Genomic DNA, 22410 nt, shown 5'->3' with positions numbered 1-22410 from the left:
CACCTGTGGTTATTGTTATCACCAGCAGATTAGTCGATCCCACCGCAGAGGCCGGTCCAACCTTGAGGTCACATGCGCCATGCTCCGGTGCAAGACGCCTGGCGTCAGGTCAAGGGGTTCCAGCGCTGGGACCAATCGTCGTCCGACTTGATCACTTCACGCAGTAAGTCGAAAGCTCGTTGCAGGGTCACCGAATCGCGGTCCCGGGAGTAAACCAGGTAGGTCGGATAGCTGAATTCCGGTGCTTTGGGCACTGGCTCCAGAACACCGCTTTCCAGATAGCTCTGGACTACGCGGGTGCGGAAATAGCCACTGCCGCCGTTTTCCAGGATGTATTGCAAGGCCAGCGGCCCGAGGTTGAAGCTCAAGGCGGCCTTGGCCTTTTCCGGCAGTGCGGCATCGTGCTGACGACGAAAGTCCGGGCCCCAATCGATATACACGTAAGGCTCGGGCTGGCCGGCCAAGCGTACCAAAATGAGTTTTTCTTCCAGCACCTGCTCGACTTGCAGGCGTGGCCAGTACTCGGGCTGATAGACCAGCGCCGCATCCAGCACCCCCAGTTCCAGTTGCCGCAGCAGGTTTTCGCCGTCGCGGATTTCCATGCGCAGGGCGTGGCTGGGGATTTTATCGCGCAACTCGCCGGCCCAGCTGAGCATCAAAGGGTTGCACAGACTGACCTCGCCACCGATGTGTAGCACGTCGCGGTAACCCTCGGGCAGCGGCAAGTCCCGGCGCGCTGCTTCCCAGGTCTGCACTAGTTGATTGGCGTAAACCACAAAGGCCTCACCGTTGGGTGTCAGGCGTGCCCCGGCACGGTTGCGCACGAACAGCGTGCTGCCGAGCTGGCTTTCGAGCTTTTGCACGCGGGCGGTGATCGCGGTCTGGGTGACGTGCAGCTTTTCGGCCGCCGCGGCCAGGCTGCCGTGGCGGACGATTTCCAGAAAGGTGCGGGCGAGGTCGATGTCCATGGGCAGGCCGATGCGGGAGGTGCGGGCATTGTAAGAGCAGGCGCCGCCAGCGGATAGAAAGCAAGATCAAAAGATCGCAGCCTTCGGCAGCTCCTACAGTGTTTGTGTTCGCCCGATATTTCTCGGCATGCGCAATTTCAATGTAGGAGCTGCCGAAGGCTGCGATCTTTTGCAGACGCTACCGATCAGCCGGCCAGCTCAACCTCCTTCACCATCGCCCACTGCGCCACCAACCGCTGCGGCGTGCCACATGCCTTGCGCTTGAACACAAAATTTCGGCATTTTTCGGCAAACTGTTTGCGGTTCTGCACCATGTCCAGCTGCATCTCTTCCAGCTCGGTATTGCGACAGTGCTGCACCAGTTGAGTATCGAACTGGCTTTTACGCTCACGGATCGCCTGATACGCCGGATCACTCAACGCACCATTGGCCCGCTGCAACAACCACAGGCCAAACTCGTCGGGGCAGCGCGGGCCGACTTCCTGGACCATGCCCAGTTGCAAGGCCTGGGTGGCGCTGATCGGCAGACAGTCTTCAGTGAGTTTTTTCGCCATTGCCTGGCCGACGGCGCGGGGCAGGCTGTAGGTCCAGTACTCGGAGCCGTACAGGCCCATGGTTTTGTAATGAGGGTTGAGCACGGTACCGGACCGGGCGAAGACAATATCGGCAGTCAGCGCCAGCATCACACCGCCGGCCCCGGCATTCCCGGTCAAGCCGCTGACCACCAGTTGCCGGGCGCTGAGCAGTTCCTGGCAGACATCATCAATCGCCTGAATATTGGCCCAGGCTTCCAGCCCCGGAACCGCTGCAGCCTGGATCACGTTGAGGTGCACGCCGTTGGAGAAACTGCCGCGCCCACCCTTGATCAGCAGCACCTGGGTGTCCCGCAACTTGGCCCAGCGCAGGGCCTCTATCAGTCGCTGACACTGTTCGGTGCTCATCGCACCGTTGTAAAACTCGAAGGTCAGTTCGCCGACATGGCCGGATTCGCGATAACGGATCGGTTGATAGCTTTCATTGTTGAAGGGATGGGAGGCGATCGACCAATCAAGGGTAGGTACTTGCGCCGGCTGTTTGGCGAGTACATGCCGGGCCGGGCGCTTGAAGGTTTCTTCACCGGGCTGGGGTTTGCGTCGCAAGGAACCGATCCACAGACTGGTATCGCCGGTCGCCACCAGCACCGCGTCATCGTGCAACGCGAGAATCTCTCCCGGCGTGCCGCCGCGCGAATCCAGGTGAGCGTCATACAGGTAATACTGATCGCCGGCCAGGCTCGCCAATACGCCGGGCTGGCCGTCGGCGGCGTCGATGCAGCGTTTGATGAAGTGTGAGCTGTCGTGCCAGCTGAAAGACCGGTCGGCTTGTTTCATGTTCGGCTGCAAGCGGCCAATCACATGGCGCTGGCTGTAATCCAAGGGCACCGGCACGAACCCGTCGATGAATTTTTCCACCACTTCGCGGATGCAGGAGATCGCCGCATCGCTGACGCGCCCGTTGTACAACTCGGATTTGCGCAAGCCTTGGGGCAAGTTGAACTCACAGGTGGCCCAGACTGGTCCTGCATCCATTTCTTCCACCGCTTGCAACGCAGTCACGCCCCAGCGGTTGAGTTCACGGGTTATCGCCCAGTCCAGCGCACTGGCGCCACGGTCGCCGACAATGCCCGGATGAATGATCACCACCGGACGTTGGTGGTTGCTCCATAACTGTTGCGGTACCCGGTCCTTGAGGAACGGGCAGATCACCAGATCGGCGCCGGAGTGTTCGATTTGCTCGCCTACCGCCTCTTCATCGGTGAATAGCACCACGCTGGGCGAGTGGCCGGCCTGACGCAAGTCCAGCCAGACCCGCTGGGTCAGGCCGTTGAACGCTGACGCCAGTAGAATGATTTTCAATGACCGCACGATTGACTCTTCCTTGAGAATGACGGGCCGCAGGCTCCCAATGAGCCGTCCCTGGCCTTCGATGGAAGCGTGATAATAGTGATTGCGAGGGAGTGAGCAACTGATCGAGATCAAGCTTGTGTCAGTGGGTGTTTCATTGGCGGCCGAGCGGCTTATTTCTGTGGATTGATTTTTTATTACTTCAAATGTATGTGGGAATGTTGGGGCTTAAAATCAAAAGATCGCAGCCTGCGGCAGCTCCTACAGGATCGATGTTCACCCACGATATTTCGGTGAATATAAATCCTGTAGGAGCTGCCGCAGGCTGCGATCTTTTCTCTTTTTTTAAAACGCAAAACACGAACAGCCAAACGCCCCCCAAAACCCTTGAAAGTCACTGACGGGTGCCGACGACAACCGCGCTCGCTCGTGGCTGTGGGCGTGCACCGCGCAAGCGCCCACGCACTGGTGCACTTGCGCAGTCAGCGGCGCCAAGGGTTTCCAGTGCCCCGGTACATGCACCACCGGCGACCACTCGGGCACTACCGGGATAGGCGCAGGCCCCAGTTTTTCGAATTCGACGCTGCCGTAGACGATCTTGCCGTCGACAATGGTCAGCACCGACTCGATCCATTTGATGGCTTCGTCTTCGATGTGGAAGTAATCCGCCGACAGCGCAATCAGGTCCGCCAGTTGCCCGACTTTGATCTGGCCTTTCTTGCCTTGTTCGGAAGAAAACCAGGCGCTGCCGTGGGTGAACAATTCCAGCGCCGTATCACGGCTCAAACCTTGCGGGTACAGCTCCAGCCCGCCGACGGTGCGGCCGCTGACCAGCCAGTACAGCGAGGTCCAGGGGTTGTAGCTGGAGACTCGCGTGGCATCGGTGCCGGCGCCCACTGGCACACCCTCGGCCAGCATGCGTGCGATCGGTGGTGTCGCTTCGGCCGCCTTCGCGCCGTAACGGTCGACAAAGTATTCACCCTGGAATGCCATGCGGTCCTGGATGGCGATGCCGCCACCGAGCGCTTTGACCCGCTCGATGTTCCGTGGGCTGATGGTTTCGGCGTGATCGAAGAACCATGGCAAACCGTCGAACGGAATATCCCGGTTGACCTTCTCAAACACGTCGAGCATGCGGCTGATGGATTCGTTGTAGGTGGCGTGCAGGCGGAAGGGCCAACGCTGTTCCACCAGATGCCGCACCACCGGCTCCAGCTCCTGCTCCATGGTCTGCGGCAAGTCTGGGCGGGGTTCGAGGAAGTCTTCGAAATCGGCTGCCGAGAACACCAGCATTTCCCCGGCACCGTTGTGCCGCAGGAAGTCATCGCCCTGACCGTAATGGGAGGTGCTGGTCCAGTTTTTGAAATCGGTCAGCTCTTCCTTGGGTTTTTGGGTAAACAGGTTGTAGGCAATGCGCACCGTGAGCTGTTGGTCTTTGGCCAGTTGCTGGATGACTTGATAATCGTCCGGGTAATTCTGATAACCGCCGCCGGCATCGATGGCGCTGGTGACGCCCAGCCGATTGAGTTCACGCATGAACTGACGGGTCGAGTTGACTTGATACTCCAGCGGTAATTTCGGTCCCTTGGCCAGGGTCGAGTAGAGGATCATCGCATTGGGCCGGGCGATCAGCATGCCGGTGGGCTCGCCATTGGCATCGCGCTGGATTTCGCCGCCCGGCGGGTTCGGCGTGTCGCGCGTGTAGCCGACCACTTTCAACGCCGCGCGATTGAGCAGGGCGCGATCATAAAGATGCAGAACGAACACCGGGGTGTCTGGCGCGGCCTTGTTCAATTCCTCGATCGTCGGCAAGCGCTTCTCGGCAAACTGGAACTCGTTCCAGCCACCGACCACCCGCACCCATTGCGGCGTTGGCGTGCGATCGGCCTGGTCCTTGAGCATACGCAATGCATCGGCCAGAGATGGCACGCCTTCCCAGCGCAGCTCGAGGTTGTAGTTCAGGCCGCCACGAATCAAGTGCAGGTGAGAGTCGTTGAGACCTGGAATCACCGTGCGGCCATGCAGGTCGATGATTTGGCTACCGGGGCCTTGCAGGGCCATGGCCTGGGCGTCGCTGCCGACTACCACGAAGCGCCCGTCCTTGATCGCGACGGCACTGGCCTGGGGTTTCTTGCGGTCAACGGTGTGCAGGCGTCCGTTGTACAAAATCAGGTCGGCTGGGGTATCGGGCATGGCTTTACTCCCTGCGAATAGTGGGCTGACCCAGGCACCGACGGCACCTGCCGAAAGGCCTTGCAGTACACGGCGACGACTGAAGTCGTTGTGTTCGTCAGGTGGGCTCATGGCAGCGCTCTCCACAAAGTTCTTCACAAAGAAGAGGGGATCAACAGCCGATGTCTGACGCATGCGGCCAGAAGGAATATAGTCGGCAAATCCACAGATAGCCTTTTGCCGAGGGCGAAAACGACGAATCCCGCCACGAGGGGCGGGATTCGTTTGCAGCCAGACGTGCTCCCGAAAGACGGGAGCGGCGTGCTTAGGCCGGGAACAGCTCGGACAGTTTCATGGCCAGCATCATGTCGCCTTCAGCGCGCAGTTTGCCGCCCATGAACGCTTGCATGCCGTCGGTCGAACCGTCGACGATGCCTTGCAGGGTTTCGCCGTCCATGACCAGAGTGACCTGGGCGTCCGGGTTCTCGCCTTCTTGCAGTTCGCAGGTGCCGTCTTTGACGATCAGCGAGAAGTTCTTGGTGTCGTCGATGCGAAAACCGAATACCAGGTCCAGACCGGCAGCAGCGGCTGGGTTGAACTTGGCTTTCATTGCTTGTACGGCATCAGCTACGGAGGTCATGGTTCGATCCTTTCTTGGGTAATAAGAGCTGGGTGATTACAGCCAGGGTCACAACTAATCCGGACTCAGCGAAATGTGATGAGTTCCGGGGCCTTCAACAGTTGCAGGTGTGCATGACTGTTAAAGGAAGCCAGGGCCACCTCGCGACCGCGAAACTTAAGCAGGTTGAGCGAGGTGTTGACGATTTGCCAGTTCAGTTCAAAGGCCTGTTTTGCGGGCATTTGCGTAATGAGATGGAGCAGGGCAGTGATGGTGCCGCCGGAGGTGAACACGGCGATTTTCTGGGTATTGTCGGCTTGTTCGAGCAATCGATGCAGACCGCTCTGTACGCGTTCGACGAAGCCCAGCCAGCTTTCCAGTCCCGGTGTGTCGTAGCTGCCGGCAAGCCAGCGCTCAATGATCAAGGCAAAAATGCGTTGGAATTCAGCACGGTTTTGTGCCGCATTGCGCAGGATATCCAGCGCGTGGGGCTCGTCCTCCAACATGGCCGGCAGCAGGGCGCGGATCACTGCGTCGGCATCGAATTCATTGAAAGCGGAATCGATTTCCAGGGCAGGCACCGGCATACCGACGGCCGCGAACTGTTCCAGCGCACTGTTGGCGGTGTGTTGCTGGCGGCGCAGGTTGCCCGACAGGCAGCGATCGAAGCTGACACCGAGTTCGGCCAGGTGCTGGCCGAGGAGTTCTGCCTGGCGAATACCGGTCGACGACAAGACGTCATAGTCGTCTGCACCAAAGGAGGCCTGGCCATGTCGAATCAAGTAGATGCTGCCCACGTCCGCGTCATCCCGGTACGTTGAAGGTTTGGCGAGGTTATGAGGATGGCGGTGAGCTGTCAATGAAAAAACATACGCTTGTTTGAAATGCCCGTTACAGGCCTGTTGCCAGAGGTTTCATGGCTGGCCGTGGGGGCGACGGATGGGTATGCTGGAGCAATCCCCGCGCGTGTTTAACCCGCGCATTGATTGAAGGAGTCCCTGTGGAGCTTTTGTTCGAATACGCCATTTTTCTGGCCAAGACCGTGACTCTGGTGATCGCCATTCTGGTGGTCCTGGCCAGTTTTGCGGCGTTGCGCAGCAAAGGTCGGCGCAAGTCGGCCGGGCAGCTGCAAGTCAGCAAACTCAATGATTTTTACAAAGGGCTGCGCGAACGCCTGGAGGAAACCTTGCTCGACAAGGATCAGCTCAAGGCCTTGCGCAAATCCCAGGCTAAAACCGATAAAAAGCAAAAGAAGAAACCCGAGGCCAAACCCCGGGTGTTCGTGCTGGATTTCGATGGTGACATCAGGGCGTCGGCCACTGAGAGCCTGCGCCACGAAATCACCGCGCTGCTGACCCTCGCCACACCCAAGGATGAAGTGGTGCTGCGCCTGGAAAGCGGCGGTGGCATGGTTCACAGCTATGGCCTGGCGTCTTCGCAACTGGCGCGGATTCGTGAAGCCGGCGTGCCGTTGACCGTGTGCATCGACAAGGTCGCGGCCAGTGGCGGCTACATGATGGCGTGCATCGGCGAGAAGATTATCAGTGCGCCGTTCGCGATCCTCGGCTCGATCGGTGTTGTGGCGCAGTTGCCCAACGTCAATCGCCTGTTGAAAAAACACGACATCGACTTCGAAGTGCTGACGGCCGGTGAGTACAAGCGCACCCTGACGGTGTTTGGCGAAAACACCGAGAAAGGCCGGGAGAAATTCCAGGAAGACCTGGACATCACCCATCAGTTGTTCAAGAACTTCGTTTCCCGCTATCGCCCGCAATTGGCCATCGACGAAGTGGCCACCGGAGAAATCTGGCTGGGCATGGCGGCGCTCGACAAACACCTGGTGGATGAACTCAAGACCAGCGATGAATACCTTGCCGAACGCGCCAGGCAGTCCGAGCTCTACCACTTGCATTACGCCGAACGCAAAAGCCTGCAGGAGCGCATCGGTATCGCGGCCAGCGGTTCGATCGATCGCGTATTACTGAGCTGGTGGAGCCGATTGACCCAGCAACGCTTCTGGTAGTACTCGTTTACGCGCGACACAAAAAAGCCCTGAACCGTATTGCCGATTCAGGGCTTTTTGTTTGACTGCGTACTTAGCGGCGACGGAACAGCGGCAGCGGTTCGTCGGTGGCGGCCTGATAGGTCACCGAGAAGTCCTTGAGGCCTTCAAGGGCTTCGTACGGGTCTTTATCGGCGCGAATCGCAAACGCGTCAAAACCGCAGCGACGCATGTAGAACAACTGGTCGCGCAGCACATCGCCGATCGCCCGCAATTCGCCTTTGAAACCATAACGGTCACGCAGCAAACGAGCGTTGGAATAGTTGCGCCCGTCGGTGAAGGCCGGGAAGTTCAAGGCGATCACCTGGAACTGGTCCACGTCATCACCGATCTCTTCGGCTTCTTCATCGGCATCCAGCCACACACCCAGGCCGCCGTCGCGGGCCTTGAGCATACGGCTGTGTTCGCGCCACAGTTGCAGCGGGACGATCAGGTCGTCGCAGTTGCTGATCTCGTCGATGTTGAAATCTTTCGGCAGCAAGTGCCAGGTTTCGTCGACGACTTCGTTGTTCTTAATTATTCGCTGCATAGACGCGCTCCTTGAAGAGGTCGATGCCGATACGCTGATAGGTGTCGATGAAGCGCTCATCTTCGGTACGTTGTTCGATGTACACGTCGATCAGCTTCTCGATCACGTCAGGCATGGCTTCCTGTGCGAAGGACGGGCCGAGGATCTTGCCCAGGCTTGCATCACGACTGGCGCTGCCACCCAAGGACACCTGGTAGAACTCTTCGCCTTTCTTGTCCACCCCGAGAATGCCGATGTGGCCGACGTGGTGGTGACCACAGGCGTTCATGCACCCAGAGATGTTCAGGTCGAGTTCGCCGATGTCGAACAGGTAGTCCAGGTCTTCGAAACGACGCTGGATCGATTCGGCGATCGGGATCGACTTGGCGTTGGCCAGGGAGCAGAAGTCGCCGCCTGGGCAGCAGATGATGTCGGTCAGCAAGCCGATGTTCGGTGTCGCGAAACCTTGCTCGCGCAACTCGCCCCACAGGGTGAACAACTGGCTCTGCTCAACGTCAGCCAGAATGATGTTCTGTTCGTGGGAAGTGCGCAGCTGACCGAAGCTGTAACGGTCGGCGAGATCGGCAACGGCATCGAGCTGCTTGTCGGTGATGTCGCCCGGCGCAACGCCGGTCGGCTTCAGCGACAGGGTCACGGCCACATAACCCGGCTTTTTGTGGGCCAGGGTATTGCGAGTGCGCCAGCGGGCGAAGCCTGGGTGTTGCTTGTCGAGCTCGACCAGTTCGGCGGTCTGGTTGTCCAGGGCCTTGTAGTCCGGGTCAACGAAGTGTTTGGCCACGCGATGCACTTCGGCCTCGGTCAGCGTGGTCTGGCCACCGCGAAGGTGTTCCATTTCCGCGTCGACTTTCTGCGCAAAGACTTCAGGTGTCAGGGCCTTGACCAGAATCTTGATCCGCGCCTTGTATTTGTTGTCGCGACGGCCGTAGCGGTTGTAAACCCGCAGGATGGCATCGAGATAGCTCAGCAAGTCCTGCCACGGCAAGAACTCGTTGATGAACGCGCCTACCACTGGCGTACGGCCCAGGCCGCCACCGACCAGCACACGGAAACCCAGCTCGCCCGCGGCGTTGTGCACTGGCTCAAGGCCGATGTCATGGACTTCAATGGCCGCACGGTCGGACGTCGAACCGTTGATGGCGATTTTGAATTTACGCGGCAGGTAGGCGAATTCCGGGTGGAAGGTGGTCCACTGACGGACGATTTCGCACCATGGACGCGGGTCAATCAATTCGTCGGCCGCGACACCGGCGAACTGGTCGGTGGTGACGTTACGCAGGCAGTTGCCGCTGGTCTGGATCGCATGCATCTGCACGGTCGCCAGTTCAGCCAGGATGTCCGGGATGTCTTCCAGCGCCGGCCAGTTGAACTGCACGTTCTGCCGGGTACTGATGTGGGCGTAGCCCTTGTCATAGTCGCGGGCAATCTTGGCCATCATCCGCGTCTGGCGCGAAGTGAGTTGGCCATAAGGCACCGCCACCCGCAGCATCGGCGCGAAGCGCTGGATATAAAGGCCATTTTGCAGGCGCAGGGGGCGGAATTCTTCTTCGCTCAGCTCGCCTGCCAGATAGCGTCGGGTCTGATCACGGAACTGCTTGACGCGGTCCTCGATGATCCGCTGATCGTACTCGTCGTATACGTACATATAAGTCCTGTTCTCAGGCTTGGGCCGGTTGGATACAGCTGCGTTTTCGCGAGCTTTCATCCGATACAGCCTCGGCAATTCTGCGCGCACGGCCGCGCACTCCCAACGGAGCCGTCGCAAGATACCAGTTTGCAGTTATGCGCAAAAGTGATGTTTGAGTATATGCAAAGAACCAAAACGACTAATGAAACTCATGGGTGTAAAACCCACATTTGTGGTGCGGGCAAACATCGTCTTAACTGTGCTCGAGTCTTTATGCAATCACCGATAAAACCGACAAGAGGCGATGCAATGAGCAACCCAACCAAAGCAAGGAAAAGCGATAGCACGGTCGATGCTTGGGCGATTTTGTTCCTGATTATCCTGGTCGTGGGCACAGCGGTGTTCTGGGTCAGCCATCAATAAACGACCCCGTCCGGGCCCGGCACCGACGATTGTCGGACGGAAGCCGGAATAAGCGCCGTTCCAAGGGAGTTCGCTGGCTATAATGCCCAGCGGATTTTCGGGGGCTCGGACGTTTAATGTTGAAGTTCTTCTATGGTGTAGTGCTGATACTTGGCACGGTCTTGGGACCTTGTGTTCAGGCGGCGTCCGTAGTGTTCCTGAATCCGGGAACGAGCCAGGAAACGTTCTGGGTCAGCTATTCGCAATTCATGCAGGCAGCGGCCAAGAACCTGGGCATGGATTTGCGCATCCAGTATTCCGAGCGAAACGCTGAAACCACACTCAAGCAAGCCCGCGAAGCCCTGCAAGGACCGAATCGACCGGACTATCTGGTGTTCGTCAACGAACTGTACGTTGCACCCGAAATCCTGCGTCTGGCTCAAGGCAGCGGTGTGAAGCTGTTTTTGGTCAACAACGGCCTGACCGCAGACCAGATGCGCCTGCTCGGCGCCCAGCCGGACAAGTATCCCGACTGGTTGGGCAGCCTGGTGCCCAACAATGAGGAGGGCGGCTACTTGATGCTCAAGGAACTGATTCGCCTGCATCGCCCGGTCGCGCCCGGTCAGGTCATTGATCTCGTGGCCTTCTCCGGGCTGAAGATCACGCCCGCCGCGCAACAGCGTGAGAAGGGCATGATGCGGGCATTGGCCGAACACCCTGAAGTGCGGTTGCGCCAGTTGGTCTATGGCGGCTGGACCCGCGAGCGCGCCTATGAACAGGCCAGGTTATTGTTCAAGCGTTATCCGCAAACGTCGCTGGTCTGGTCGGCTAACGATGAAATGGCCTTTGGTGCCATGCAGGCCTACGCCGAAACGGGCGGCCAACCCGGCAAGGACGCGCTGTTCAGCGCCGTCAATAATTCACCGACTGCGTTACAGGCGCTGTTGGAGGGGCGATTGAGTGTGCTGTTGGGCGGGCACTTCACTCTGGGTGGTTGGGCCCTGGTGCAACTGCATGACTACGATCAGGGCGTGGATGTCAGCCAGTACGGCGGGCGCGACCGGCAGATTCCGTTGTTGCAGCTGATCGATCACGTGCAAGCCAAGCGTTTGTTGGCGTTGAGTGCGACTCAGGATTATGGTGTGGATTTCCAGAAGCTCTCGGCCAAGGGGCGGCCGGCGTCGTATCGCTACCCGTTCAGCTTGCAAGCCCTGATGCACTGAGCCGTTCAGAGACCCGCCAGGTACACCACCAGCTTGACGATGCCAAACAGCGTCAAGGCGAACACTGTCGTGAACAGAATCCCCAAGATCACGAAATGACTCGGCTTGCCGTGGGTGAAATCCCGGGCCCGGTTCTTCCCGCTCTGCACCCCGAACGCCGCCGCCATGACGCTGTGCAGCATCTGCCAGAAGGTCGGTGGCTTGTTGTTGTCGACTGGATCGTCCATAAATCCCCCGTCTTAAAAGTATGTCCCCAAAGCATAGTCAATTCGACGATTCGTGCCGTGGCAGGTTCGCTCCAGATAGAAGTCATTCGTAACAAATCGCCGGTATAGCGATAACTATCTACCGCAAATCGTTCTCCTGAAATGGTGTCCTGTCGCTTTACTTCAGGAGAGACACCATGCCCATCATGCCCCCACCTTCGTCCACCATGGCGACGGCCCCACTCATGCAGTTAAAACCGCGGGTCTCAGAGAGAACCAGCATTCATGGCGAGCTTCTTGAACGGATGGCTCCCGAATGGCTGATCAGTGCCACACCAGCAAGACGTCATGCGATAAAACAGGCCAGCACGTTCTCGCCGGACTGGTATCAGCGCGCATCCTCTGCGCAACAACAGGTACTGAAAGAATGTTTCAGCACCAGTTTTACCTCACAGACCCGTTTGGACAAGGCGATGTCGGCGCTTCAGGACATCGACACATTTGCTGAACTCTTGCTGAGCAACGCACTAAAGGATCAGTTCAGGGTAGAGGTAGATGTCAGCAAAACCCTGTTGTGCCTCAGACGCCCCCTGGAAATCAGTGATCTTGAAATTGAAGTTTCACATTTCGAGGTGTTCAAACTTTCGCTGCTGCAGGCTGCGTTGCATAACTTCGAAGCATCCGAATGTGAGGCGGAGGCTTTTCATAAAGCATCCGGCTTCCTGATAGAAACCTCGACACCCGGCATATATCAGCCTGTCACCGTTGGCGTGACAGTGAGGCAGTTCCTGACGCTTTGTCGCAATCTGGACATCGGGGCGAAGTATCAGACGTACGTGAAGGTGTTTTTCCAGGCGGCGGAAACGACACTGCGTCAGCAATTCATGACCAGTCAGAAAGAGGCGATGAGGGCGGCTGCCGAGCTGGCCCTGCTGAAAAAGGATATCGAGCGCAAAGACTATGAAATGATTCTTTCAGTCATTGATGGAAACATTCATCCCTGGCAGGGCAATAAACAAGTCTGGTTTCGTGACCTGAGTTTGATGAAGCGCAGGATGACAGGCTGCGTGGTGTTCGCTATCAGTGAGAAGTATCACTACACCGATGAGTTCATTGTTTACATTCCCCATGATCCGCAGCACCCGCTCAAGCGCTACACCACTTCGCAGTTGCGTGAAGTATTCAAGCGCCAGTTCACGGCCCGGGATACAGCGCCGTCCGGTGGTGACGGCCCGACGGCCTACCAGCGTTTTTTCAGCCAGTTCGTGGCCTACGCCGACCGTCCTTACTACTTTAGCCAGTTCACTCGAAAAGCGGCGGACGCTCCAGCGGATCCCTTGCATTCGGTCTGGCTGAAAGTCGCACAGTTCCTTCCGCCGTTTTCTTCCATCGCCCGTATCAAAGAGTTGCCTCCTGAGCGCCAGGGTGCGCGGGAGCCGGTCGAGGATCCTTATCTCAATCCATTCGGCATCCTTCAAAAAGAAGGTGGCCTGTGGTCTGACAATACGGATCTGTGGACCTATCTCTACGAACAAAGCCGTGAAAAGGTCATTGCCGATGCACGCAGCCATGCGGTTCCCACTGCCGATGTCGATGCGAGGGTGCGTGCGCAAAAGCTCAGTCATCTACTGGAAGTCGGCATGCTGGCATTGAACATGGTGTCAATGTTCGTACCGGTGTTGGGCGAGGTCATGATGACGGTGATGGCGGGTCAATTGTTGTATGAAACTTTTGAGGGTGCGATCGAATGGAGTGAGGGCGATCGTGACGCCGCCAAGGCGCACCTGATCGATGTGGCGCAAAACCTGGCGATGATTGGCGTGATGGCCGGCGTGGGCAAAGGGTTAGGCAAACTGATGGCGGTGAAACCCGAGCCGGTGATCGAGTGTCTGGAGCCAATCAAGCGACTCAATGGCCAGACCCGCTTATGGAAGCCAGACCTGGACGCCTATGAAAACGACATTACGTTAGATAGCAATTCCGCCGCTGATGCGCTGGGGCAACACCGGGTAAACGGCAAGACCTATATCCGCCAGACGGGCAAGGTCTATGAAACGATCTACGATGAGCCGCTGAAAAAGTGGCGCATCCAGCATCCGACCGACGCAGATGCCTATCAGCCAATACTCGAGCACAACGGCTATGGCGCCTGGCGCCATATGCTGGAGCGTCCACTTGAATGGGATCGCCTGACGCTGTTGCGGCGCATGGGCCATGTGACCGAGGCGCTGACCGATGAGCAACTGCTCAAGATCGCCGACGCCGTGGGCATCAATGACAACGCCTTGCGCAAAATGCACCTGGATCATTTGCCTCCACCGCCTGAACTGGCTGACGCTTTGCGATTGTTCGCGGCTGATCATGGGGCGGCGCAAGTCAGTGCGCAGATCAGCGGCGAACTATTTACCGGGATGTTGCAGCGAGCTTGCCCCGGGCTTAGTGAATCCGCAGCGCACAGGGTGCTGCTGGATGCCAATGCCGAAGAGCTCGCACGCCTGGAAACAACGCGGCGAATTCCGTTGAAAATGCTCGAGGAGGCTCGTTGGCATGCGCAACAGGGGCGAGTGAGTCGGGCCTTTGTCGGTTTGCATCTGGAGCACATGGCATCGGCTGACAGCCAATGGCTCGCGCTGCGCGCGCTGGAAAAACTGCCGGGCTGGTCTGATGAGGTACGTCTGGAGATGCGCGACGGCCACATTAGCGGCCCCCTGATCGATGGCATTGGCAGCGAGTCCGCCGCGAACTTCACCTATGTCGTCAAGAAGGGGCCGGTCTATCAGGCGTTTGATGAGCGGGGAAATGCGCTCAATGGCGTGCCCTCAAGCGGCGACAACTTTTTCGCCTCGATCATGCATGCGTTGCCCGATGAGTCGCGGCAGGCATTGGGTGTTCCGCGTGTCAGTCAATGTGCCGATCTGCAGAGCGCGGTTATCGACTCAGCAACCAGGCATCACGTTGAACTGGCACATCGGCTGAAAAAACGAATTGGCAGCAACAAGGTGTTCAAGCGCCCCGTACGCGTGAATGACGGCCTGGTGGGTTACTACGCCAGTGGGCGCGGGCAGGGTGTCAATCCTATGCTGGTGACTCGCGTGCGCGATGTCTATCCGGCGCTCACCGATCAGCAAGCCAACGGATTTATCCTGCGGCAGTTGCGGGCAGGAAAAACCGACGCACAGATTTATGACCTGTTACAGGCACGTCGGCATGAGTGGGAGGCGCTTGAGTCAACCCTCGATCAATGGGTTGGAGAACCGATAGCGGACGTTTTGCTGCGGTCAATGTTGGGGGGCAGGGCGAGCGTTGCGCGAAATATCAAGGAATGCTGGCGTTACTCACCATTGGCCGAGGGCAGCACGCACTTCAGTTCGCTTGATCTGATCTGTGATGATCCGCTTCCATCCCTGTCGGCGGACTTTTCACACGTGCGGGATTTGCATGTGCGAGGACGGTGTGTCACGGACGCCAATATCGATGCACTGCTGGGACGTTTCCCCAAGCTGAAAAACCTCAGGATCAATGCGACAGGAAATGAATTCAGTAACGTTCCCGAGGCATTGAGCGGGATGCAGGAACTCACTGGCCTGAGCCTGTATTCAGCCGCTCCCTATGCAGTCGATATGCCAACAAGGTTGAGCACGTTGACCTCGCTTGAGGAGCTCAGTATTTATTCTTCGGGTTACACACCCATGGTTCTGGATGTCAGCCGTTTACGCAATCTGCACAAACTGGAGATCATTGCGCCTTCGTTGTTCCAGTGGCCCGCCGGTATTCTTGAATTGCCCCATCTTGAACGTCTGAACCTCAAAGGCACGGGCATCAGGACATTGCCTGATGCAATGTACGAGGGACATGAACGACTGTGGTCCGGGTTGTCGCTGGACTGGTCGAACTTTCCCCGGGACAACTTCAAGTTGGCATATGAATATGTAAAACAACACCCTGAGCACCTTATCGATCTGGAGGAAATGGTCAGCGATTACTGCAAGGGTGAACTAAGGCGTCTAGGCGAAGGCGGACGCCAGTCTTCCAACGCCATGTTCAACAGGTTTGTCGAACAATGGCAAGGAGCCCAGGAGAGGTTCGAGGCCATGGACGCCTTGAGCGAGGAATATGGCGTGCTTGACCGCCAACTCAATGGATGGACGGGGCGTGCGATGCAGAGACAACTGGACGTTGCCGAGGTTATCCAGCGATCAATGGCGACGGTTTCCATCAGAACCTGTTGGCGTAACGGCGTGTTCAAACGCTACGGTTCGACGGCCGATGCCTCGGTGCTTGATCTATCGAATTTGCAGGTAGAAGAGCTCCCCGAACTGCCCAGCGGAGCGTTCTCGCATGTCCAGACGTTGTATATGAAAGGCGTGCAAGCGACTGCCGAGCAGGTGCGCGGCTTTGTTCGCGGGTTTACCGAGCTTCAGACGCTCGATCTGAGTGCCAGCGGTTTAACCGAAGTGCCTATTGCGCCTGGTGATCTTGCGAAGTTGAAGCGTGTGGATCTTTCCGGCAACCGGATTATGGTCGAGCCTGCCGTTCAGCAATGTATTGATGGATTGCAGTCCCTCGAATACCTGGACTTGAGCCATAACCCGCTGAACGTTCTGGACGTTAGTGCAATGAGTCGCCTCAAGGCGTTGAATCTGGGGGCAACCGATCTGCATGAGTGGCCAACGGGGGCGCATGATCTGCCGGAACTGACCTGGCTGGATGTGCGTGACAGCCAGATGTCTTCGCTGCCGGAAGCGGTGCTTGAAGATGAGATGCTGATCAAAACCAATCTGACCGGAACCCCGTTGACCCCGCAAGCTCAAGCCGCGCTTGAAGCGGCCTGGCAGCGATTGGAAATTGCCAAAGGTCTGCCCGCCGGTACTCTGGGCAAGTTCGCCCAAGAAGCGGTGCCGCCATTCCCACCGTCAGAAAGCGGTTTTTCACTTGCTCGCCATTTGCTGGCGCTACCGCAAGCCCCGGTAGGTGAAGGGGCTGCGTATTTTGCCAAGCGCTTGCAACGGCTGAATCCGACACTGACCGATGATCAAGCCTGGCAAGCGATTGAGTTGCTGCGCAGGCGCGGGGCAACGGATATTCAGATCAGCGAACGGATGACGGAGTGGGACCAGACCTTCGAAACGCTGACGCGTGAATTGAATGGTTGGCTATATACCCGGGAATCCCGCGGCGCTGACTGGAGAGTGTCATCCGACACTCGCAGGCTGGCGGCTTTGCGAATCCTCGAGAGCTGGCGCGAAGGTCTGATTGGGAACGGTATTGCGAGCCCCGTATTGAATCTCAATGGCCTGCAACTGGGGGATCTTCCCAAACTGCCGGCAGTATTCGCCCATGTGAGCACCTTGAATCTGACCGGCGTTCGGCTTTCCGCACAGGGCAGCGATGGGTTTCTGAAGGCGTTTACCCACGTGAAGACGCTCAAGCTCAATGGCAACGAGCTGCCGGCAGTGCCTGAGCCGATTCAGCACATGGCTCAGCTTGAACGACTGGAGTTGTCCGAAAACCGGTTGGATGACGCCGAGCACTTATATGACTCGTTGAGCCACCATGAGCATTTGAAATGGCTGGATCTGAGCTACAACAAACTGGAAAGCTTCGATGTCGGGTTTTTTGAACGACTGGTGATGCTCGATTTGCGCAACAACAATCTGACCGAGTGGCCGCAAGGGGTGCTGAATGCCAGCGCTCTCGAAACCCTGAACCTGAGTGGTAACGACATCACGACGATTCCTTCACAGGGCCTGGATGGCAGCCACGACGCATTGATGTCCGGTACAGACCTGAGCGACAACTACAATTTGTCGCTTGAGAGTCTTGAGCGACTCAGGGTGTACCGTGACACAGGTGATCGCGGCAGCATTCTGGGGTTTTCGCGTTCTGAGCTTGACGACTGGATTGCCGATGCTACCGGCGAGGGTTGGAGTGACAGTGCAAGTGAAAGCGTCGAGTCTGATGAAATTCTCCCTGATGTGACGCCTGACACCGCACAACAAGCGCCATGGCTGGCCAATGTCCCTCCCGATGAACTGGCCACCAAAAATCAGATCTGGAATCAACTGGCGGCAGAGCCAGACAACGGCGCGTTCTTTCATTTGCTGTCGCGGTTGCAGGACACCCGTGAGTTCAGTGTGGCCAATGCCGACCTGACGCGACGGGTGTGGACTGTTATAGAAGCCGCCGCCAGCAATACCGAACTCAGGGAGACAGTGTTCGCCAGTTCGAACACCCATGGCACCTGTGTCGACGGTCGAATCCTTACCTTCAGTGGGCTGGAAAGCAAAGTGTTCACACACAATGCCTTGCTCGAGATTCCTGTCGGACGTCAGGGCATGAAGGGGGCGGCGCTGTTGAAGTTGTCCAGGCGGCTGTTCCGGCTGGACAAGGTCGACAATCTGGCGACAAAAGCTGCCGCTCGCACAGGTCACGATGAGGCAGAGGTGCGCCTGGGTTATCGAATTGGTCTGACGCAGGGCTGGGGCGACGGCCTGGACCTGCCCGGGCAACCGAAACATATGACGTATGCCTCAGGTGTCACGCCCGGGCAGTTGGCCGAAGCGCGCATCGAGGTGATGAGTGCAGAGCAGGGTGATGGCTTTTTTGAAGAGCTGATCCAGCGTGACTACTGGGTGGATTACCTCAAGGAGAAGTATCCCGATGAGTTCAGAAAGCTCGATGAGGCGCAGGAGATTGAAGATGAATCGGACGACTCTGCGTTTATGAGCAAGCTTTTTGATCTTGCGGCCGCGCGCAACGGGAAGATGATCGAACTGTCCCGAAAAGAAGTCAGGGAGATTGAAGCGTCCGCCAGCAGTGCAGGGCAGTCGGGCACATCGAAGCGCCTGACGGAGCCGTCAAACGCGTAAAACATGGCTGCTACTCAGGCCCTCGGCGTCGGTTTTTCCGGCGCCGCGGGGCTGATCGTTTTTACCGCAGCTTAGTTGTCATAGCCGAGATTAGGCGCCAGCCAACGCTCGGTCACGCTCAATTCCTGGCCTTTGCGCGAGGTGTAGCTCTGCACCTGATCCTTGTCGATCTTGCCCACGGCAAAATACTGCGCCTGCGGGTGAGCGAAGTACCAGCCGCTGACCGCTGCCGCCGGGAACATGGCGTAGTGCTCGGTGAGGAACACGCCGCTGCGGCCGGCCTTGAGTTCTTCCGCTTGCGGGTCCAGCAGTTTGAACAGTGTGGCTTTCTCGGTGTGATCCGGGCAGGCCGGGTAGCCTGGAGCAGGGCGGATGCCGGTGTATTGCTCTTTGATCAGCGCCTCGTTGTCCAGCGTCTCGTCCTTGGCGTAGCCCCAGTAGTCTTTTCGCACCTGTTGGTGCAGCCATTCGGCACAGGCCTCGGCCAAGCGGTCGGCCAAGGCCTTGACCATGATCGAGTTGTAGTCGTCGCCCGCATCCTGATAGGCCTTGGCCACTTCTTCGGCGCCGATCCCGGCGGTGGTGATGAAGCCCCCCACGTAGTCGGTCACGCCGCTGTCCTTGGGCGCCACGAAGTCAGCCAGGGAGAAGTTCGGTTTGCCGTCGGTCTTGATGATCTGCTGGCGCAAGTGGTGCAGCTTGGCCAATGGCTTGCCGTCATCGCCGTAGACTTCGATGTCATCGTCGCGCACCTGATTGGCCGGCCAGAAGCCGAACACCGCACGGGCGCTGATGAGTTTTTCGTCGATCAGTTTGGCGAGCATTTCCTGGGCATCGGCATAAAGCGCGGTGGCGGCTTCACCGACCACTTCGTCCTTGAGAATGCGCGGGAACTTGCCGGCCAGGTCCCAGGAGATAAAGAACGGCGTCCAGTCGATGTATTCGGCCAGAACCCTCAGGTCGATGTTGTCCAGCACTTTGGCGCCGGTGAACGTCGGTTTGACAGGTTCATAGCTGCCCCAGTCGAACTGCGGCTTCTTGGCGATGGCCACCGGGTAGCTCAGGCGTTCGGTACGGGCGCTGCGATTGGCGGTGCGCTCGCGAACGTCGATGTATTCCAGGCGAGTCTTCTCGACGAAACCGGCCTTCAGCTCCTTGGACAGCAGTTGCGTCGCCACGCCCACGGCGCGGGAGGCGTCGGTCACGTAGATCACCGCGTCGTTGCTGTACTTGGGCTCGATCTTCACCGCCGTGTGCGCCTTGGAGGTGGTCGCGCCACCGATCATCAGCGGCAGATGGAAGTCCTGACGCTGCATCTCGCGGGCCACGTGAACCATCTCGTCCAGTGAAGGCGTGATCAAGCCGGACAGGCCGATGATGTCGCATTTCTGTTCTTTGGCGACTTGCAGGATCTTCTCCGCCGGCACCATCACGCCAAGGTCGACGATGTCATAGCCGTTACAGCCCAGCACCACGCCGACGATGTTCTTGCCGATGTCGTGTACGTCGCCCTTGACCGTGGCCATCAGGATCTTGCCCTTGGCTTCTGGCTTGTCGCCTTTTTCCAGTTCGATGAACGGGATCAAGTGGGCCACGGCCTGCTTCATCACGCGGGCGGATTTCACCACTTGCGGCAGGAACATTTTACCGGCGCCGAACAGGTCGCCGACGATGTTCATGCCGGACATCAGCGGGCCTTCGATCACTTCGATCGGGCGCGCAAAGGACTGACGCGACTCTTCGGTGTCTTCGACGATGTGGGTGGTGATGCCTTTGACCAGCGCATGCTCCAGGCGTTTGTTGACGTCCCAGTTGCGCCACTCTTCGGTCTCGGCTTCCTTGACGCTGCCGTCGCCCTTGTACTTGTCGGCGATGGCGAGGAGGGCATCGGTGCCTTCCGGGGTGCGGTTGAGGATCACGTCTTCGACGGCATCGCGCAGTTCCGCCGGGATCTGGTCGTAGATCTCCAGTTGGCCGGCGTTGACGATACCCATGGTCAGGCCATTACGGATCGCATACAGCAGGAACACCGAGTGAATCGCCTCGCGCACCGGGTTGTTGCCACGGAATGAGAACGACACGTTCGACACGCCGCCGGAAGTCAGGGCGTACGGCAGTTCGTCGCGGATGTAGGCGCAGGCGTTGATGAAGTCCACAGCGTAGTTGTTGTGTTCTTCGATACCGGTGGCCACGGCGAAGATGTTCGGGTCGAAGATGATGTCTTCCGGCGGGAAGCCGACTTCGTTGACCAGAATGTCGTAGGAGCGTTTGCAGATTTCTTTCTTGCGCGCTTCGGTGTCGGCCTGGCCGGCTTCGTCGAAGGCCATCACCACCACGGCGGCGCCATAGCGCTTGCACAGTTTGGCGTGATGAATGAACTGCTCGACGCCTTCTTTCATGCTGATCGAGTTGACGATGCCCTTGCCCTGGATGCACTTGAGGCCGGCTTCGATCACTTCCCATTTGGAGGAGTCGATCATGATCGGCACGCGGGAGATGTCCGGTTCACCGGCAATCAGATTGAGGAAGGTCACCATGGCCTTCTTCGAATCGAGCATCCCTTCGTCCATGTTGATGTCGATCACCTGTGCGCCGGCTTCGACCTGTTGCAGGGCGACTTCCAGGGCTTCGGTGTAGTTGTCTTCACGGATCAGGCGGGCGAACTTGGCGGAACCGGTGATGTTGGTGCGCTCGCCGACGTTGACGAACAGCGAGCTGCGATCAATGGTGAACGGTTCCAGGCCCGACAGGCGGCAGGCCTTGGGAATGTCCGGAATCTCACGCGGCGCATAGCCGGCCACCGCTTTGGCGATGGCTTCGATGTGGCCCGGCGTGGTGCCGCAGCAGCCGCCGACGATGTTCAGAAAGCCGCTTTGGGCGAATTCTTCGATGACCTTGGCGGTTTGGGCCGGCAGTTCGTCGTACTCGCCGAATTCGTTTGGCAGACCGGCGTTCGGGTGTGCGGAAACGTGGGTGTTGGCCTTGTTCGACAGTTCTTCCAGGTACGGACGCAATTCGCTGGCCCCGAGGGCGCAGTTCAGGCCGACCGAAATCGGTTTGGCGTGGGCCACGGAGTTCCAGAACGCTTCGGTGGTCTGTCCCGACAGTGTGCGGCCAGAGGCGTCGGTGATGGTGCCGGAGATCATGATCGGCAACTCGACGCCCAGTTCTTCGAACACGCCTTGCACGGCGAAAATCGCCGCTTTGGCGTTGAGGGTATCGAAGATGGTTTCGATCAGGATCAGGTCGGCGCCGCCTTCGATCAGGCCTTTGGTGGCTTCGGTGTAGTTCTCCACCAGCTCATCGAAGGTCACGTTGCGGTAGCCAGGGTTGTTCACGTCCGGCGACAGCGAGCAGGTGCGGCTGGTCGGGCCGAGTACGCCAGCGACGAAACGCGGCTTGTCCGGGTTCTCGAGAGTTTTCGCATCGGCAATCTTGCGGGCCAGGCGAGCGCCTTCTACGTTCAATTCGTAGGCGAGTTCTTCCATGCCGTAATCGGCCATGGAAATCCGGGTGGCGTTGAAAGTGTTGGTTTCCAGGATGTCGGCGCCGGCGTCCAGATAGGCCTTCTCGATGCCGCCAATCACGTCAGGACGTGTCAACACCAACAAGTCGTTGTTGCCTTTGACATCGCTCGGCCAGTCGGCGAAGCGTTTGCCACGGTAATCCTGCTCCTCGAGCTTGTAGCTCTGGATCATCGTACCCATGCCGCCATCGAGAATCAGGATGCGCTCTTTGAGGGCGTGCTTGAGAGCTTGAAGGCGAACGCTGCGATCGGACATTTGGACTACTCGGTAAGGCCATGACGAAGGGCCGGAATGATAACAAACCTGTGCGCTTTTGGAGCATGTGC

The 22410-nt window shown here is 58.3% G+C and carries 12 protein-coding genes; 3 read left to right on the top strand and 9 right to left on the bottom strand.

From position 1 onward, the window contains the following. Positions 1 to 104 precede the first annotated feature (104 nt). The 5 genes from ABH909_RS19345 to ABH909_RS19325 all read right to left on the bottom strand — a co-directional run bounded on the left by ABH909_RS19345 (position 105) and on the right by ABH909_RS19325 (position 6439). Positions 105 to 968, bottom strand: coding sequence for a LysR family transcriptional regulator (locus tag ABH909_RS19345; RefSeq protein ID WP_429436243.1), 864 nt, complete (start codon positions 966 to 968; stop codon positions 105 to 107). A 185-nt stretch (positions 969 to 1153) separates the two neighbouring features. After that, a complete protein-coding gene (locus ABH909_RS19340; RefSeq protein WP_429436241.1) occupies positions 1154 to 2872 on the bottom strand; it encodes a hydrogenase maturation protein in 1719 nt (572 codons plus the stop codon). Between the two features lie 324 nt (positions 2873 to 3196). After that, entirely contained in the window at positions 3197 to 5044 is a 1848-nt protein-coding gene (locus ABH909_RS19335) for an amidohydrolase (RefSeq protein WP_429440001.1), read from the bottom strand. A 304-nt stretch (positions 5045 to 5348) separates the two neighbouring features. Beyond that, positions 5349 to 5663: an SCP2 sterol-binding domain-containing protein gene (locus ABH909_RS19330; RefSeq protein WP_310659038.1), complete on the bottom strand. Its 315-nt coding sequence runs from the start codon at positions 5661 to 5663 to the stop codon at positions 5349 to 5351. A gap of 65 nt (positions 5664 to 5728) precedes the next feature. After that, complete coding sequence (locus ABH909_RS19325; protein ID WP_429436237.1) at positions 5729 to 6439, bottom strand: histidine phosphatase family protein; 711 nt, start codon at positions 6437 to 6439, stop codon at positions 5729 to 5731. A 203-nt stretch (positions 6440 to 6642) separates the two neighbouring features. Here ABH909_RS19325 and sohB point away from each other — a divergent pair, with 203 nt between their 5' ends. Beyond that, positions 6643 to 7665, top strand: a complete 1023-nt coding sequence (sohB, locus tag ABH909_RS19320) for a protease SohB (RefSeq protein WP_429436234.1) — start codon at positions 6643 to 6645, stop codon at positions 7663 to 7665. 73 nt (positions 7666 to 7738) lie between these two features. Here the strand turns inward: sohB and ABH909_RS19315 are convergent, their stop codons facing one another. Then, positions 7739 to 8233 (bottom strand): DUF934 domain-containing protein, encoded by a 495-nt coding sequence (locus tag ABH909_RS19315; protein ID WP_429436231.1) that lies wholly within the window; start codon positions 8231 to 8233, stop codon positions 7739 to 7741. Beyond that, entirely contained in the window at positions 8217 to 9875 is a 1659-nt protein-coding gene (locus tag ABH909_RS19310) for a nitrite/sulfite reductase (RefSeq protein WP_429436229.1), read from the bottom strand. The genes ABH909_RS19315 and ABH909_RS19310 overlap by 17 nt, the downstream gene beginning before the upstream one ends. A gap of 521 nt (positions 9876 to 10396) precedes the next feature. Here ABH909_RS19310 and ABH909_RS19305 point away from each other — a divergent pair. After that, on the top strand, positions 10397 to 11482 hold the full coding sequence (locus ABH909_RS19305; RefSeq protein ID WP_429436226.1) for an ABC transporter substrate-binding protein: 1086 nt from the start codon (positions 10397 to 10399) through the stop codon (positions 11480 to 11482). Between the two features lie 5 nt (positions 11483 to 11487). Here ABH909_RS19305 and ABH909_RS19300 read toward each other — a convergent pair whose 3' ends face one another. Then, entirely contained in the window at positions 11488 to 11709 is a 222-nt protein-coding gene (locus tag ABH909_RS19300) for a DUF2970 domain-containing protein (protein ID WP_429436223.1), read from the bottom strand. Positions 11710 to 11885: 176 nt separating this feature from the next. Here ABH909_RS19300 and ABH909_RS19295 point away from each other — a divergent pair, with 176 nt between their 5' ends. After that, positions 11886 to 18557, top strand: a complete 6672-nt coding sequence (locus ABH909_RS19295) for an NEL-type E3 ubiquitin ligase domain-containing protein (RefSeq protein ID WP_429436221.1) — start codon at positions 11886 to 11888, stop codon at positions 18555 to 18557. A gap of 71 nt (positions 18558 to 18628) precedes the next feature. On the opposite strand, the gene metH is transcribed toward ABH909_RS19295, so the two are convergent. After that, positions 18629 to 22339 carry a methionine synthase gene (metH, locus tag ABH909_RS19290; protein WP_429436218.1) on the bottom strand — a complete coding sequence of 1237 codons (3711 nt, stop codon included), beginning with the start codon at positions 22337 to 22339 and terminating at the stop codon, positions 18629 to 18631. Between the last annotated feature and the right edge of the window lie 71 nt (positions 22340 to 22410).

The organism is Pseudomonas sp. BS3782 TE3695 (assembly GCF_050435305.1).
GTDB lineage: Bacteria > Pseudomonadota > Gammaproteobacteria > Pseudomonadales > Pseudomonadaceae > Aquipseudomonas.
Note: the sequence above shows the minus strand (reverse complement) of the source record. Positions and strands in the feature narration are given on the sequence as shown.

What these genes read in the sequence shown, in the direction of transcription:
- ABH909_RS19310 (WP_429436229.1), bottom strand. Translation starts at nt 9,875, where the DNA reads ATGTACGTATACGACGAGTACGATCAGCGGATCATCGAGGACCGCGTC.
- ABH909_RS19345 (WP_429436243.1), bottom strand. Translation starts at nt 968, where the DNA reads ATGGACATCGACCTCGCCCGCACCTTTCTGGAAATCGTCCGCCACGGC.
- ABH909_RS19315 (WP_429436231.1), bottom strand. Translation starts at nt 8,233, where the DNA reads ATGCAGCGAATAATTAAGAACAACGAAGTCGTCGACGAAACCTGGCAC.
- ABH909_RS19335 (WP_429440001.1), bottom strand. Translation starts at nt 5,044, where the DNA reads ATGCCCGATACCCCAGCCGACCTGATTTTGTACAACGGACGCCTGCAC.
- metH (WP_429436218.1), bottom strand. Translation starts at nt 22,339, where the DNA reads ATGTCCGATCGCAGCGTTCGCCTTCAAGCTCTCAAGCACGCCCTCAAA.
- ABH909_RS19300 (WP_429436223.1), bottom strand. Translation starts at nt 11,709, where the DNA reads ATGGACGATCCAGTCGACAACAACAAGCCACCGACCTTCTGGCAGATG.
- ABH909_RS19330 (WP_310659038.1), bottom strand. Translation starts at nt 5,663, where the DNA reads ATGACCTCCGTAGCTGATGCCGTACAAGCAATGAAAGCCAAGTTCAAC.
- ABH909_RS19295 (WP_429436221.1), top strand. Translation starts at nt 11,886, where the DNA reads ATGCCCATCATGCCCCCACCTTCGTCCACCATGGCGACGGCCCCACTC.
- ABH909_RS19305 (WP_429436226.1), top strand. Translation starts at nt 10,397, where the DNA reads ATGTTGAAGTTCTTCTATGGTGTAGTGCTGATACTTGGCACGGTCTTG.